The following is a 16,203-nucleotide window of genomic DNA, read 5'->3' on the forward strand; positions in this document are numbered from 1 at the left end:
AGAATACATTTATCTAATAAATAATATCATTTTAGAATGAAAAACATAATATGGAGCGTAATGCTCTTCATATCACTATGTGCATATACTCATGCGCAAAATAGTGTTTTAAATATAAAAGTACTTAATGAGACAAATCAAGAACCTTTAGTTGGTGCTTCCGTTTATATCCAAGATATAGAGAAAGGTAGTATAACCGGACTTGATGGTTTGGCAATTATTAATGATATTCCTAAAGGAAATTATAGTATTAAAATTTCATTTTTAGGATTCACTTCTTTTGAACGCAATGTAGAAATTCCATATGCGGAAGAATTGATTGTGTATCTTAAGGAAAATGGAGAATCTTTAGAGGAAGTGTTTTTGGAGTCTAATAGAAGTACCCGAACTATAAAAAGAATTCCAACTAGGATAGAAGTTATTGGTGGCGAAGAATTAAGTGAAAAAAATGCTATGAATGCGACCAATATCTCTATGGTGTTAAGAGAAAGTACAGGAATACAGATGCAGCAAACATCATTAAGTAGCGGGAATTCTAATATAAGGATTCAAGGATTAGATGGTAGATATACTCAGTTATTAAGGGATGGATTTCCTTTATATTCAGGGTTTTCGAGTGGTCTTAGTATTTTGCATATTCCTCCTTTAGATTTAAAACAATTTGAAATCATAAAAGGAAGTTCTTCTACACTTTATGGTGGTGGAGCTATTGCAGGATTAGTGAATTTAATTTCCAAAACACCAGAAGAAGAACCAGATTTAGATATTATGCTTACGCAAACACACGCTTTAGGAACTACACTTAATACTTTCTTTAGTAAGCGTAATAATAAGTTTGGGATTACCCTCTATGGATCTGGTCATTATCAAAAAGAATATGATCCTGAGGATGATGGTTTTAGTAATTTACCGCGCACTAAGTCTATTTCTATAAACCCTAAGTTATTCTACTATCCATCAGATAAAACTACGTTTTGGTTTGGTGTAAATGGGACGTATGATGATAGAATAGGAGGAGATGTTAATGGGATTGAAAATGACGATAATAATTTATATACAGAAGAAAATGTTTCAAAAAGAGTAAGTACACAAACCGTCTATACTACAGAAATTGATAGTTTAAGATCCATAAACATAAAAAATAGTTTCGCTTATTTTAATCGTGATTTAATCGTTCCAGATATTAATTTTAGTGGAACTCAAATTAATTCTTTTACAGAAATAGCATATAAGAAAGATGGACAGAGAACTGATTGGATTTTTGGAGCTAATTTATATACCATAGATTTTGATGAAGATTCTAGTTCTTTAGAAAGAGATCAGAATGATGTAACTGCTGGATTATTTATTAATAACATTTATGATTTTTCTGAAAATTGGATATTAGAAACGGGCTTTAGAGCAGATTATGCTGATGGTTGGGGATTTTTTCCGTTACCCAAAGTATCATTGTTATTTAAATCAGATAATTCCTTTTCCAGTAGGATTGGAGGTGGATTAGGGTATAAGATCCCAGATATCTTTACTGAAGAAGCAGAACTAATTAATTTCAATAATGTTTTAGCCATTGATGATACTCGTATAGATGCAGAACGATCTTATGGAGTAAACCTGGATTTCAATTATGAGACTTACCTTAATGATGAAATAGATTTTTCTATTAATCAATTATTCTATGTAACTGCTATCCAAGATGGATTATTACTTAGTGATACTGGTACTGGTTTTTTTGAATATGAAAATGCGAATGATAATATTGTAAGCAAAGGAGCCGAAACAAATATTAAGTTTAGTTATAAAGACTTTAGATGGTTTCTTAATTATGCTTTTATAGATACTCAACTAAATTATTTGGATGGAAACCCACAAAAACCATTAACGGCAAGACATAACGCAGGAAGTGTTTTTATGTATGAAAATGAAAAATGGCGAATAGGTTTTGAAACCTATTATACAGGCAAACAATTACTTTCTAATGGTTCAGAAACTACAGATTATGTTTTAATGGGATTGCTAGGAATGCGCAATTTTAATTGGGGGACAATCTTTGTCAACTTTGAAAATTTTACGGACAGAAGGCAGAGTAGATTTTCTACTTTAGTTTTGCCTCCTGCTAATGACCCTACGTTTGCAGAAATCTATGCTCCTACAGATGGATTTATACTAAGTGCAGGAATCATACTTAAACCTTTTGGACAAAAAGAGCATCATTAGTAACTTTATTTAATAGGATATCTTCTCAGTGTGGAGAAGATATCCTGTTTTAAGTCTTTAAGATTTTATGTTCTTAAATGTTTTTCTTCTCCATAAGTATCCAAAAATTAATATGATTATTACATAAAAACCATTAAAAATCATAGCATGAGCAAACTCATTATTAGTTTCTGTTAAGGTGAGAAATGTACCTCCGAAATGATTATTACTAGCATGTACTAATGCTCCTATAAAAATAGAATAACGATTAAAACCTAGGTAAGCTATAATTAATGAAAGCGCCATGCCAACTAGTGGGTAGGTTATAAAAGCTTCTATATAAGGGTGGTTTGGAAAATTATAGCCTTGAAGCGCAATGGGCATATGCCAAATACCCCAAACTAATCCAAGAACAAAAATTCCTGCAAAAGCTCCAAAACTGTTCATTAATTTTTCTTGAAGATATCCTCTCCATCCAATTTCTTCTCCGAGTATTAGAAATACTGTAATGGGATATCCCAATATCAATAAAAGAGAAAGGGTTAATGGAGTTTGATTAATCTGATCTAATTTTTTTGCAATTCTTATATCTAAGAGCATCTGAATGCTAATAACGACGGCAAAATAAATAATAGGAATTATAAATGAATATAATGAACTTTTGAGATCTGGTTTAAAAAATTTTAAATCCTTCCAGGACCCTCTTTCGTTTTTGTTAAAAATAATTGCAATAATAGCTGGAATAAATGCGTAAATAAAAGTTATAATAGTGTATGCAATAGGATCTGAAAAATCTAAAAGCGTAGTAGTAGAAAATCCAAAAACCCAAGAAATACCAAGTACTAATAAGATATATTTTTTTGATTTTTGATGTTGATTTGTAACTGATGTTATAGAATCATTAGTATTATAGATTGAATTCATAAGATATTATTTATCAGATTAATTTGATTGGCAAATAAATAGATAAACAATGTTTCAATCGACTCAATGGAAGCTTTGAGACTTTTTTTCTAATTGTTTTTTGAACTTTATTGGTGTCATTCCAACTTGTTGTTTGAAAACTCTATTAAAAGTAGCTTTAGAGTTAAAACCAGAATCAAAAGCAATAGATAATAGAGTTAATTTCTCGGCAACTCCAAGTTCTAGCTGTTCTTTAAAATAGGAGACTCGATAGGTATTTACATATTCATAAAAATTAGAATCCATACAGATATTCAATAAGTGTGATAACTTTTTATCTGAAACATTCAGAATATCGGCAGTTTTTTTCAAAGAAAGATCTTGTTCTTTAAAAAGCTTCTCTTCACTAAACTTGATTTGTAATTGAGTTTTAAGGTTTAAAAGTTCTTCTGATTCACAATTGAAAAATGACTTAGATCTGTTTGCAGAATCATTAATCGGGTTTTGTGATATTTCATTAACCAAAAAAACTTGAGTTTGATGGATACCAAAATACCCAATATACCAAATTAGTAATACTAAATAAAAGAGATTGGTGTATATGAAAACAGGCATAATAGGATAAGAAACAATTAGTACCCCACTAACAAGGTCAATAATTAAAAAGACAATGAATCCTCGAATCCATATTGATAACCATTTTAGATCTAATTTCTTTAAATTGGCATAATTATTTTTTACTAGTTTTTTAAAACGTTTTAATAACTTATTACTTAAAAATAGATAATAGGAGAGGTGTAGTATACCTAGAAAAGGAATAACGATAGAAACAATTCTTAACAAGGTTATTTCCTCATCTATAGGTAATCCAAAAATATATTGGGGAATACTATAAAAAATAAAAGCGATCCCAAACGGTAGTAAACTATATATAAAACTTTTTCTATTTATATTGGATGTATAAATTGTTTTGATGTATTGAAAGATTAATGGGCCTAATACAAAAGGAGCAATAAAACCGATAGGCGATACTATGGTGCTAAGAAAATTCCAATTTAGATATGAAGAAGCATAGGTTAGAAAAAGAAATAAAAAGCTCAAAAGAATATTTAGAAGAAGTTTGTTTGCTTCACGTTTTTTCCAAGTGTGGGTAAGCAGTAGCATTAGAAAAAAAATGGTACTAATTCCAGAGTATGTTAAGAATGTAGAGAAATCCTTCAAAAAAAGTCAGTATTGGTTCAATTAGATGAGATTATTTCTAATTTGTAACCTACACCATGAACATTAGTTATCTTTACCTCAGAATCTTTACCTAGTTTTTTGCGTAATTTAGAAATAAACATATCTAAGCTCCTTCCAACAATAACTCCATTGTCTTCCCAAACTTGTTTAATCAATTGCTCTCTTTTTACAATTTTGTTTGGATATTTTGCAAAAATAGCGAGAAGTTCACTTTCTTTAGCGGTTAAAGAGATTTCATTCTTATCAATATTTAATTTTTGTTGATCAGGATAAAAAATATGTTTACCTAAAATGATTTCATTAGAAGAAATATCTGAAATGTTTTCTTCAGACTTCTTTTTAAATAAAGTGAATCCGGTTATTAGTGTCAGAACGATAATAATAAAATAAAGAGTATTAGTGCTACCCATCTCACTATATAAAGCCGAAGTATTTTCGTTGAGTATGATTACCTTAATAGTATAACAGTTTTTGGGTAAATTCCTACCTAAACATGAAATTTCATTATCCTTAAAAGGCCCCAATATTTCATAACTATAGGATACTTCATTTGTTTTACAATTAATTAATTCAGTAATATAATCATAAGGAACTCCTGTTTTTTTAAATTCAGCGTCTATAGTCTCTGCTAATATTTCAGGGTTGATAAATATTTCTTTTTGAAAAGATACTTCGAAAGTTTGATCAGATATTTCTTTTACTGGTAGGACAAGAGATGTAGCATCATTGTTTTTTAATAAAAGTTTATTACCAACACTTCTTAACGCAATTTTTATTTTCTCAGGATAAAAGGAAACTTCTTTTGAAGAAAAACTATGTATTGAGAATAGCGCTATTAATATAACAAGAGTAGTGGCTAATATTTTGACTTTATTTTTCATAAAATGACCAGTTATTTACAAATAACGGAAAATTTACAATTGATATACACTTTTTTACAATTGATTTAGCAAAGTAGCGTATTTCCAGAATTACTTTCGTTTGAGTAAAATTAAAAACAAAAATTAATGAAAACTAATGTAAGAATTCAACTTAATAATTTGAGTGTAAATATTGTTAAAATCTATATGAGCATGTTCGCGTTTATAATGTTTTACGGATGTTCTGGTGAAACAGATTTTATTGTGACTGATTCTGGACTTCAATATAAAGTAGTCAAAGATGGTTCAGGACCCATTGTAGAGAAAGGACAAGAAGTCCTTATTCACGAAACAACTAAGTACACAAATGATTCTATAGTATATACTTCGAGAAATAGAGAAGAACCTTTAAAGATTTTAGTAGGAGGAAATCAAGTGATAAAAGGAGTTGATGAAGGGTTGTTAGGAATGAAAAAAGGAGAGGTACGAAAATTAATTGTCCCACCTTCCTTAAGTAAAAGAATGGGAAAGGTTACATTTCCTCACCCTGATTCTACATTGCTTTACGATATAGAATTAATTGATATTCTCGAAAAGAAACCAATTCCAAAAACTACAAACGGCAATAGCCTAAAAATAGATAAGGAAAACAGTGAAATTAGATGGGAAGGCTTTAATAAACTCCATACTAGCGGACATTATGGAACTGTAGATTTTATTAGTGGTGAATTTTTTAAAGAAAAAGAAAAGGTTACTGGAGGAGAGTTTATCATTAACATGAATACCATAGCCAATATAGATGGAGGGTATAGTGAGATGTTAGTAGATCATTTAAAAAATTCAGATTTCTTTGATACAGAGAATTTTCCTGTAGCTAAACTTTCTATAGTAAATGTAACTTACAATGATGATTCAAATGCTTTAATAACAGCAGATTTAACGATTAAAGATGTTAAACAACCTATAGAGTTTGAAGCGAACATAAAATATAATAACAGTAAGCTGATTTTTATCTCTAAATTTATAATTGATAGGACGAGATGGAATATAACATATGCATCGGGTAGTATTTTTGGGAATGTAAAAAATAATTTATTATCAGATGAAATACATTTTGAAGTCAAATTATTAACTGAATAATGCAATTGAGATATCCAATTTTATTTGTTTAACAACCAATTGTAAAAAAATAATGACATATTTTATGATAAAAATTCTGCAAAAATGCATAAAAGGAATTAGTTTTGCAGCCCTAGAAATGAGAAAATATGTCGGAGTCAACTACAGAATTACAAGAAAAGAAAACAGGAAAAGACTTATATAGCTATCAAAAAGGGGCTATAAATAGGATTTTTAAAAGCTTTGAGGATGCTAGAGAGGATTACCATCTTTTATATCAATTACCAACTGGAGGAGGTAAGACGGTTATTTTTTCTGAAATTGTTAGGCAATACTTAAAACATCACAATAGAAAAGTATTAGTGATGACACATCGTATAGAACTATGCAAGCAAACATCAAATATGCTTACAGGTTTTGGTGTAGATAATAAAGTAGTAGACAGTAAAGCAAACTTAGATGATCAAGAAAACTATAGTTGTTTCGTAGCTATGGTAGAAACCTTGAACAATAGGTTGAATGAAGATAAATTGGATATTTCCGATATTGGTTTGGTGATTATTGATGAAGCGCATTATAATTCTTTTACTAAATTATTTAAGTTTTTTGAGAGGTCCTTTATTTTAGGAGTTACAGCAACACCATTAAGTTCTAATATAAAGTTACCAATGAAGGACAATTATGATGAACTAATTGTAGGTGAAACTATAGAGTCATTAATAGAAAATGAATTTCTAGCACGCGCAGAAGTATTTGCTTATAACATGGGGTTAACTTCTTTAGAAGTTGGGTCTAATGGTGATTATACTGTAAAATCATCCGAAGATTTATATACTAATAGTAATATGCTAAGTCAATTATTGCAAGCATATGAAAAGCATTCTAAAGGCAAAAAAACATTAATTTTTAATAATGGTATCAACACTTCGTTGCATGTGTATGATACTTTTAGATCCGCTGGATATCCAATCGCGCATTTAGATAACACAGCTACAAAAAAGCAAAGAAAACAGATACTTCAGTGGTTTAAAGAAACTCCTGATGCTATTTTGACATCAGTGAGTATTTTAACAACAGGATTTGATGAACCTACGGTAGATACAATTATTTTGAATCGTGCTACAAAGTCATTGACTTTATATTATCAAATGATTGGTCGGGGCTCTCGAATTTTAAAGAATAAATCTTCATTTAATGTTATTGATTTAGGAAATAACTATCATAGATTTGGTCCTTGGGGAGCTGATCTGGATTGGCAAAAAATATTCAATTCTCCTGATTATTACATGGATAAGCTCCTTAATGATGAGGATATAGAAAGTAAATTTAAGCATGAAATGCCTGCAGAATTAAGAGCAGAGTTTTCAAATTCTGAGGAAGTTTATTTTGATATTAAAGAAACGTATCTAGATTCTGTGCGAAAAGGAGAGTCTTCTAAAGTAGTACTAGAAAGATCAATAGCTCAGCATGCTAAAATTTGTATAGAAAATAGTGAAGATGTATATGATGCTATTGCATTGGCGAAAATGTTAGGAGATGATATTGATCACAGAATTCAGAGCTATGCAAAATGTATCAGTAGAAGTACTCACAATTTTTTATCTTGGTTGAAGGATGACTATAGGAAAAAACTTAATTCTTATTTAAGAGAGAATTTTGACGAGAAGTTTGAAGAGATTCATGGAAGATCACCAGAATAAGTTATAAGTACTATTCTTTAGGGAATTTCCATGCTACAAAACGGCTCTTTTTGTTTCCTTGTGACATTTCAATAGTTTTATGGATGGTCTTTAATTTATTAAGTTGCTTATAAATCTTTGGTAAATTTTCTTTTTTGGAGACTAATGATGTAAACCAACCGACTTGATTTTTGAAATCAGGACTTTGCTTAATCATTCTTTTGATAAACAAAGCTTCGCCACCATTGCACCATAATTCATTTGCTTGTCCACCAAAATTTAATTCTAGCTTAATCATTTTATCTGATTTAGACAAATTGTTCAATTTTCGCTGTGTTCCTTTTTTTGCTTCTTCAGGAGAAGAATGAAAAGGAGGGTTACACATAGTAAAATGAAAATAATCTTCTGATTTAATTATACCCTTAAAAATATTAGCATTGTTCTCTTGATGCCTTATTTCTATATGATCTTTTAAATTAGAATTAGATGCTACGTTTTTTCTTGCATAAGAAACTGAGTCTAAATTAATATCAGATCCAACCATTGTCCAACCATTAATCTTTGCTCCTAGAATCGGATATACACAGTTGGCACCAACTCCAATATCCAACCCTTTAACAAGACTTGATTTATTTATATCATCGGCTAGTAAATCAGTTATGTGATGTATGTAATCAGCTCTTCCTGGAATGGGAGGGCATAATGATCCTTGGGGGATATCCCAATTCTCAATTTCATAATAATAGTTTAGAATTGCTTTATTTAGTTCCAAAACAGCTTCACTATTAGAAAAATCAATGGTGATGTTGTTATTATGCGGATTGATTATTAAATAATCAGATAGTTGCTTATGGTTGTTTTTAAGTTCTTCAAAATTATACGAAGAATAATGTTTGTTTTTTGGATGCAATTGATATAGGTATTTAATCAAGTCAAATATAGTAATATTCAAATCATATTTTTTTGATTTATAGTTTGTAATCTTTTATTGATTTTGGATAAAATATTGTGTTTTAGTGTTTTGTTTTGATAAAACTTAGGTGAAACACGTATTGCTTTCGTTGAAATAGCATATAATGTCGTTAAAATGCATTGTTAATTTTGTTAAACTTTTCGTTTTTTACTGTTAAAGTACTAATTAATCGTGTTTTAGTTATGCGTTATTTTTGCAGTATTACACTTACGGTTTAACCATAATTTATAAAATTTAACATTTCAAATGTTAAAATCCATAACTCCTTATTGTATGCCTTATTCGAAAGGATTATAGTTAACTAGACTAGTTTTAGTATTAACAATTTAATTTTGTTAAAATGTAAGTTAATGTATTATAGTATAAATAGTTAATATTGATACATAGGGGAAAATACCCCCTTATTTAAGTAATATTATTCTCTATCTTTGAATTGATCGATTATCACACTCATTCTCACACAAGTAATAATAATGATTACAAGCAATAATTATTTACGCTCGTAATAACTTAATTAAAGGCTTATTTAATTAAAAAGATTAGACTCATTTTAATTTATTAAATAACAGTAAGAATAGACTTACTAAGATAGTTAAGATATAGCATCAACAATCAAAAAAAAAGACAACAAGCCATGAAATTATTAAAACTACTATTTGTGTTATCGATTTTTGTTTCCTGTGCCGCAGAAGATGATTCTGATTCGTACGCGATTGAACAAATATTTTCGGATAACTTAGAGAAAACTATAAAAGTCGATATTATATATGTTCAGCCATCAGGTGTGTCTGGAAAATCTTCTTACAATTTAAATGAGAATGATTTTATAGCAAATTTAAATGGTAGTTTCTTCCATAGATATGGAATCGGATTAGAAAAAGGCGATGTAAAAACATTAAATAGTGATGAGTTATATGATTTAAAAGATAATAGAGGACGAGAATCTAGTGTTTTTTTACAAGAAACTCAGGATTATTACCGCGAGGACAGAATAAATGTTTTTGTAATGAAAAGATCAAATACAATTGCTATTGCTGGGATAGGTAAAGATAAAAGAGCTTTAATTACTGATGAATTTTTGTTCACATCCACGGCTCCTCACGAAATAGGACATGCTTTAGGTCTTCATCATTACCCAGAAGAAGGGAACATTATGAGTCAGATACGACCTTACCTTAGAACTGATTTTACAAGTGTACAAATAGATAGGCTTAAAAAGACATTAGAGAAAATAGAAGAAGAAAAATAAAACAATTTCAGGCCCCAATCAATAGCCCCAATTTATTCGAACATCCCCTTTTAGTATGTGTGCATTATGGCTCTTTAGGTACTATTTTTAAAGAGTGTTTGTACAATGTTTAGTCAAACAGATTGTATTATTTTAATTTAATCTGTTTGATTTTTTATAAGAAAAATCTGTGCTTTACCCTTAGAGCAGTTATTATTCTGCATTAATTTAATTCTAAAAAACATCCATAAAATGGATGTTTTTTATTGTTATGTTTGTTGCTACTCTTTTTATTTAATTCGTACTTGATGCATTGAGAAATAATATAACTTTATACGAAGATGATAGGATTATTTAACATGAGGGGTAGTTACTTTTGGCTATATTTTAGTACTTAGTCTTTTTGTATCACTTCTATGATAGCAGGTATAAAGAAGAATAATTAATTTTTCACACGCACAGCTTCAAAAGTTTTGAATAAAATACCTTTATAGGCTCTTATATAGCATTTATCTTGGTTATCTGAATCAATCCACACTTTTACTGTATATGTTTTTCCGCTATCAGCATTATAAATTGTTCCACCATCTAACTCTCCGTCTTTAAAACTTAAGTTATTAAGTATGTCCATTCCTAATAAAGGGCGTTGTCTTAATTTTTGGTCAGGATTTTTATTGTCTAGACCATTAAAATTAGAAATGGGATTCTCGGCGCGTCTATTTATTTTGCCAAAAAAAAGATCTTTATTTTGGTAAATTTCAATAATTGAACCTCCTTCTATTTGCCATTTGCCTATATATGTTTCAGGGGAAATAGAAGAATTATTTAATAAAAAAGAAATTAAAATAATGAAGGTTAATCTCATTAAAAAGTATGTTGTATAAGTTGTTTGTTTTGGAAATATAGGTATAAAGTTTGAGTTTAATTTCTATTTATCCAATTAACTACATACTAAAGGATAATTTTTTGAAAAGATTTGTATGCTAATAATGAATACACAAGCATTATAAAACTCTTATATATAAACAAATAGGATATAATATGTGTAGAGGAGTTGTTTAATATTTTCTGTCTATAATATCTTTTATATCTACTTCCATATAATCTGCAATTTTTTGGAGTCTTTCGAAATCTTTAGCTAAGTTTTTACGCTTTACTACATAATCTCCTGCTTGCGGACTTACTCCCAAAGTTTTAGAAATACCGTATACCGTTTTGGCTCCTTTACTTTTTTTCAGAAGCTTTTTCAAATTCTTATTTACCATAATTCAAACATACATGTATTTTTTTAATATTCAAATAAAATTTTATTAAAAATTAATTTGATTAATCAAATTATGTATGTATATTCGTCAAAACCAAAAATCATCAACTATGAAACTCTTACTTATTACTGCTTTACTTTGTGTATCTATAGGTTATGCGACAACCGAACCAGTAAACGAAAAGGAAAAAACTAAAAAAGAGAAGAAGAGTGTTAAAGAGAATAATTCTTTAATCTCTAAAAATTTTCATTCTGTAAAAAGATGGAAAATCACAATAGAATACACCAATGGTGAACAAATTTCTAAAACAATTACTTTGAATGAAAGATCTACAGTTAGTCCTTTAGAAAGTGCTTTTGTAGAAGCAGAAAAATATATGAAGACACTTAAAAATGTAAAAAGTTATAATGTATCGCCAGTGTCAGGTAATTCGTTTGTCTTACTTGCAGGCAATTAAAAATCCTAAATTCGTCTCAAAACTACTATTGAGAACATAAATCCTACTTAGTTATAAAAAAGACAGTATTTTACTGTCTTTTTTTATTTTAATTCAAATTCTAGTGTATAGGTTTTATATGGATGGTTATTTTTTGAAGTTTTTTGGACTTCATTATCAAATACGTGATCTAGATTATTACCAGCTAAATCTTCTATACTAGGTCCAAAAATTATAGTATAGTTCCCTTTTTTCCAGTTTCTTTTTGGTATAAATGAAACTACTGTTTCATCCTTCTTTAGCTCCCAGATACCATCTATAAGTTGTCCTGCACTATCTAGTATTTTTATATTACCAATACTACTACCATAGTCTATTGGTTTTTCACAATTTATTAGTAGATTAGATACAGAATGAATGTTAGGGATTTTAATTTCCCAATTATTTATGTTTGGTTTCTTTCTATCTGCAACGGTAGTAGTAAACTCTTTAGAGAAGTTTTTTACCATATTTACGCCGTTATGATCTTTAATTTCTTCCGAAATCACCAATCTATATTTTTTTTGAGGGATGAACACAGACCCTAACTGTTTATTTGGAATTAGATTTCGTTTTTGTCTTCCTGGTTCTATCCAAATGGTCAATAAAGTTCCATCCTTGGAGATTAAAGCGTTTTGCAGAGGTAATATTGTTCGATCTATAGGTTTATTAGAGTCATCTACAAATTGAATATATTTATAAATATTATTTTCATTAATTGGTCTAGAAAACTTAACATACCATTTTAAAATATTGGTTGGTACACTTGAAGTACTAGGATACACTTTTAATATTTTTAATGATTCGTAACCTTCAGGAACTGGCAAGGAAAAATAGTTGATGGTATGATTGTATACTACGGTATACTTTTGATTCCACCCAAATGGGACTGCGGGTGTAAAGCTTAATGTATTCTGATTTTCCTGAATTTTTCCTAGAATCCTGGTAGAAACAGCTATTCTATCTTCAGGAATTTCTCCTTTAAAAACAAATACATCCTGGGCTACGGATATGTTCTTGGGTATAATAACTTCATTTTTATTAAAAATGTAATTTTCAGATGTTTGACCTAACGATAAGTTAGTAACAACTAATGCTAAAATTCCAAAATAATATCGTTTCACAATAAAAAGTCAATAGTTCAGGTTTATAATGGGACAGATTACTTTACCCACCAGCTATTACCTGTTTTAAGAGCTAGATTTCCGTTAGATTCTCTTTGGATAATTACAAAACCATTACTACCGATTTTATCTAACTGTTGTACATTAACATATGGAAGATTTACATAATCAACACCTTCGGCAGCTCCTTTTTTTACTACAGGTTTAGTTAACTCACCTTGATATGCTTCTAAATCTTTAAAATCAATTTTCATTAATGCTCTATTACTATTAGAAATTAATAAATACCGATTTCCTTCATTTTCAATTTCTATCATATCAATAGGAGAATTGCCACTTCCAAGTTCAGCCACTGTTCTTCCTTTTTGATGTTCTCCTGATTTCATTTTATTCATTGGAAAAATAACTAATGGAGTACAAGTATAACCAGCCAAAACTTGTAATTCTCCATTGATTTTTGTTGGAATAAATGTTTTAATAGGTGCATGTGTTTCATACTTACCATGCGCAGCGTGGTAAATTTCTAAAGAACTATAATTTTGTGTCTCTGAAAACGGAAAATCAATAGCTCTAAATGTAGAGGCAAATTCTTTGTTACTTAGTCCAGATAATAATAATTTTCCATCTGTATATTTAATATCCGCAACGGCCCATTTTCTTAATTTTCTTCCTCTTCGGTCTTCTGCTTCTTTAGATATAGGATCTAATAATGTAGTTTTAGTGTAAGACACATTGTCAAGAGGTACTTGCTTTAGGACATTGTCCTCAACTCTTAATAATATGGGTATTCCAGAGCTATGATTAATAGAAAGATAAATATTATTGTTATTTGGGTTAACTACCATATCCGTAATTTGAACTTGATCAATAGTGGTTCCCATCATATCAGCAACCAATTTATCTAGATTGTCTAATTTAACTTTCGAGTTATCCAATTTAGGGTGTTCACTAAAATCTATAGCTACAACTTGTGCAGCATTACTATCCCCAATAAATAAAATACCTTCTGGTCCAAAAGTCATCTTATGTATTGAAATAATACCTGGATTTCCGGTTATAAAACCCTTTTTTAAGATGGAATTAGCCTGAGCTTGACCAAAGAAAAATGATAAGATAAGTGTAACAGTTAGAGTGATAAGTGTTTTCATGATGAGTGATATATGAATAAATCCTTGATCACAAAATAATAAAAATGAAAGATGTTTAGAGTTAAATAAATGCCAATACTGATTGTCTAGGATAAAACAAAAGAATTATTTTAAAATCAAAATAATTGATTTTTAACAAGTTCATAATAACTAGAACTTACAGGGATTCTAATGTCAGTAAGAAAAAGATCTTTTCCTTTTAGTGCAGTAACATAGTTCTTATTAATAATAAATGATCGATGAACTCGCATAAATATTTCTGGTAATGTCTCTTCTAGAGATTTTAGCGTTTGATGACTCATTATTTTTTTATTAGTAGTATGAAAAACAACATATTCACTATCACTCTCGATGTACTGTACATCACTGTATTTAATTTTATGTAGATCATACCCAGATTTTACCGTAATTTTTCCTTCGACATTGCTGGTTTTAGGATCCTTTTTTATCTTTTGTATAGCAGCTAAAAATCGATCAAAGGTGATTGGTTTTAATAAATAATCTAGTGCATTTAATTCGAACCCTTCCAACGCATATTCAGAATAAGCAGTAGTGAAAATTATTTGAGTTGTAGTAGGGATTATTTTTGCTAAATCAGTTCCCTTTAATTCAGGCATTTGTATGTCTAAAAATATGACATCAATAGGCTCATTTTTTAGAATATTTATTGCTTCGAGTGGGTTTTCAAGTGTAGCAATTATTTCTATATAATCCAATCGATCTATATAGGTTTTTAAGAGTGTTCTGGCTAGCTCTTCGTCATCAATTATTAAACACCTAAGCATTATCGTCTAATTTTATATTTAGTTTTACTTTAAAAATATTATTGTCATTGGTAATTAATAAATTGTGCTTTTCGTGATACAATATATCTAATCGTTTTTTAACATTTTCTAATCCAATTCCTCCAATTTTATCTTTCATTATTTTTTCTTTAGGAATACTATTAATTATTTCAAAATTGATATTAGATGTGTTTGATGTTATATCAATCTCTATAAAGGATAGTGGTTTTTCAATATTACTATGTTTAAATGCGTTTTCTATAAATGGTATAAAGAGCATAGGAGCAATAGAAACAGTATTATCATCTATATTAAACTTTGTTGTAATTTCATAAGGTTTACTATTTTTTAAAGAAAATAATTTGATATAATTTTTAATATAAGTTATTTCTTTTTGGATAGAAACATAAGGGCGATCACATTCATAAAGTACGTATCTAAGCATTTCGGATAAGTAACTGATACTTTGTTGTGTTTTATCAGAATCTATTACTGAAAGTGCATAAATATTGTTTAGAGAATTGAATAAAAAATGTGGGTTAATTTGTGATTTTAATAATTTTAGTTCTGTTTGAAGGTTTTCGTTTTTACTTCTAATTATTTCTTCTTCCTTTTTTTGTGCGAACAAAAAAGTTTCTATAAACGTAGCGATCAAATATGCAATCATCAAATTAGAAAAATGAACCATTAAAATAGATGGGGGTTTTATTCTTCTTGGAGGTCTTTTAAACGGCGGATTAGCTATTCTGGGGTTATTACGAGGAGAAAGCAGTCTAGCGGATAAATTAGAAGATATCGTAGATGATGACAATGCTGACACACAAATTATACTGAGAGAAATTAAAAAGAAGAATAAGTATTTCTTTTTAAATAAAAAATGCTTCGCAACATAAAAAATTAATAAACCAATAAGTCCAATTTGGAAAGCGAAAAGAATGGAGTTTTCGATAAGAAATTTTTCATTATTTTTTTGTCCAAATGATAAGAAAAACCAAATAATTCCCCATAAAACTACTTGAAAAAGAAACCTTTTGTAATTATTCATAGTACAAATTAAATGAAAATATAATAGTTGAGTTTCATAATGGATGATTAAGAGTTATATCTTTTAGTTCGTTCGCAGAATAGAAGCAGCTATTCACCTAAAAGTACATATAGTCGACAGAAAACTCCTCTATTGCATTATACTTTTGACGAAATTTATAGTCT

15 protein-coding genes are annotated in these 16,203 nt (G+C 29.0%); 5 read left to right on the forward strand and 10 right to left on the reverse strand.

Annotation, left to right across the window (positions count from 1 at the left end):
- Positions 1-36 precede the first annotated feature (36 nt).
- Positions 37-2,214 carry a TonB-dependent receptor gene (locus tag J8L88_RS04235; RefSeq protein WP_247666412.1) on the forward strand — a complete coding sequence of 726 codons (2,178 nt, stop codon included), beginning with the start codon at positions 37-39 and terminating at the stop codon, positions 2,212-2,214.
- 57 nt (positions 2,215-2,271) lie between these two features.
- Here J8L88_RS04235 and J8L88_RS04240 read toward each other — a convergent pair whose 3' ends face one another.
- The 3 genes from J8L88_RS04240 to J8L88_RS04250 form a co-directional block, all read right to left on the reverse strand.
- Entirely contained in the window at positions 2,272-3,117 is an 846-nt protein-coding gene (locus tag J8L88_RS04240; RefSeq protein WP_211060039.1) for a CPBP family intramembrane glutamic endopeptidase, read from the reverse strand.
- 63 nt (positions 3,118-3,180) lie between these two features.
- The gene (locus tag J8L88_RS04245; protein ID WP_211060040.1) at positions 3,181-4,317 is read right to left on the reverse strand and encodes an AraC family transcriptional regulator; all 1,137 of its coding nucleotides are present in this window, start codon (positions 4,315-4,317) and stop codon (positions 3,181-3,183) included.
- Positions 4,318-4,334: 17 nt separating this feature from the next.
- Positions 4,335-5,219 (reverse strand): winged helix-turn-helix domain-containing protein, encoded by an 885-nt coding sequence (locus tag J8L88_RS04250; RefSeq protein ID WP_118386128.1) that lies wholly within the window; start codon positions 5,217-5,219, stop codon positions 4,335-4,337.
- A 126-nt stretch (positions 5,220-5,345) separates the two neighbouring features.
- Here J8L88_RS04250 and J8L88_RS04255 point away from each other — a divergent pair, with 126 nt between their 5' ends.
- Positions 5,346-6,338, forward strand: coding sequence for a YceI family protein (locus J8L88_RS04255; RefSeq protein ID WP_211060041.1), 993 nt, complete (start codon positions 5,346-5,348; stop codon positions 6,336-6,338).
- Between the two features lie 128 nt (positions 6,339-6,466).
- Positions 6,467-8,017, forward strand: coding sequence for a DEAD/DEAH box helicase (locus J8L88_RS04260; RefSeq protein ID WP_211060042.1), 1,551 nt, complete (start codon positions 6,467-6,469; stop codon positions 8,015-8,017).
- A gap of 10 nt (positions 8,018-8,027) precedes the next feature.
- Here the strand turns inward: J8L88_RS04260 and rlmF are convergent, their stop codons facing one another.
- Positions 8,028-8,906, reverse strand: a complete 879-nt coding sequence (gene rlmF, locus J8L88_RS04265; protein WP_118389874.1) for a 23S rRNA (adenine(1618)-N(6))-methyltransferase RlmF — start codon at positions 8,904-8,906, stop codon at positions 8,028-8,030.
- Between the two features lie 697 nt (positions 8,907-9,603).
- Here rlmF and J8L88_RS04270 point away from each other — a divergent pair.
- Complete coding sequence (locus tag J8L88_RS04270; protein ID WP_211060043.1) at positions 9,604-10,218, forward strand: matrixin family metalloprotease; 615 nt, start codon at positions 9,604-9,606, stop codon at positions 10,216-10,218.
- Positions 10,219-10,639: 421 nt separating this feature from the next.
- On the opposite strand, the gene J8L88_RS04275 is transcribed toward J8L88_RS04270, so the two are convergent.
- Both J8L88_RS04275 and J8L88_RS04280 read right to left on the reverse strand, forming a co-directional pair.
- Positions 10,640-11,062 (reverse strand): DUF2147 domain-containing protein, encoded by a 423-nt coding sequence (locus J8L88_RS04275; protein WP_211060044.1) that lies wholly within the window; start codon positions 11,060-11,062, stop codon positions 10,640-10,642.
- Between the two features lie 193 nt (positions 11,063-11,255).
- Positions 11,256-11,447, reverse strand: coding sequence for a hypothetical protein (locus tag J8L88_RS04280; RefSeq protein WP_147404321.1), 192 nt, complete (start codon positions 11,445-11,447; stop codon positions 11,256-11,258).
- A 124-nt stretch (positions 11,448-11,571) separates the two neighbouring features.
- Here J8L88_RS04280 and J8L88_RS04285 point away from each other — a divergent pair, with 124 nt between their 5' ends.
- Complete coding sequence (locus J8L88_RS04285; protein ID WP_147404323.1) at positions 11,572-11,919, forward strand: hypothetical protein; 348 nt, start codon at positions 11,572-11,574, stop codon at positions 11,917-11,919.
- 83 nt (positions 11,920-12,002) lie between these two features.
- On the opposite strand, the gene J8L88_RS04290 is transcribed toward J8L88_RS04285, so the two are convergent.
- From J8L88_RS04290 to J8L88_RS04305, 4 genes are all read right to left on the reverse strand, one after another.
- Entirely contained in the window at positions 12,003-13,061 is a 1,059-nt protein-coding gene (locus J8L88_RS04290) for an Ig-like domain-containing protein (protein ID WP_211060045.1), read from the reverse strand.
- Between the two features lie 38 nt (positions 13,062-13,099).
- The gene (locus tag J8L88_RS04295; protein ID WP_118386133.1) at positions 13,100-14,209 is read right to left on the reverse strand and encodes a hypothetical protein; all 1,110 of its coding nucleotides are present in this window, start codon (positions 14,207-14,209) and stop codon (positions 13,100-13,102) included.
- 116 nt (positions 14,210-14,325) lie between these two features.
- On the reverse strand, positions 14,326-14,994 hold the full coding sequence (locus tag J8L88_RS04300; protein WP_051335939.1) for a LytTR family DNA-binding domain-containing protein: 669 nt from the start codon (positions 14,992-14,994) through the stop codon (positions 14,326-14,328).
- On the reverse strand, positions 14,987-16,039 hold the full coding sequence (locus tag J8L88_RS04305) for a sensor histidine kinase (RefSeq protein ID WP_027391564.1): 1,053 nt from the start codon (positions 16,037-16,039) through the stop codon (positions 14,987-14,989). Before J8L88_RS04305 ends, J8L88_RS04300 begins: the two co-directional genes overlap by 8 nt.
- Positions 16,040-16,203: the final 164 nt, after the last annotated feature.

The sequence above is a fragment of the Aquimarina sp. MMG015 genome, from assembly GCF_018100855.1.
Taxonomy (GTDB): Bacteria; Bacteroidota; Bacteroidia; order Flavobacteriales; family Flavobacteriaceae; genus Aquimarina; species Aquimarina latercula.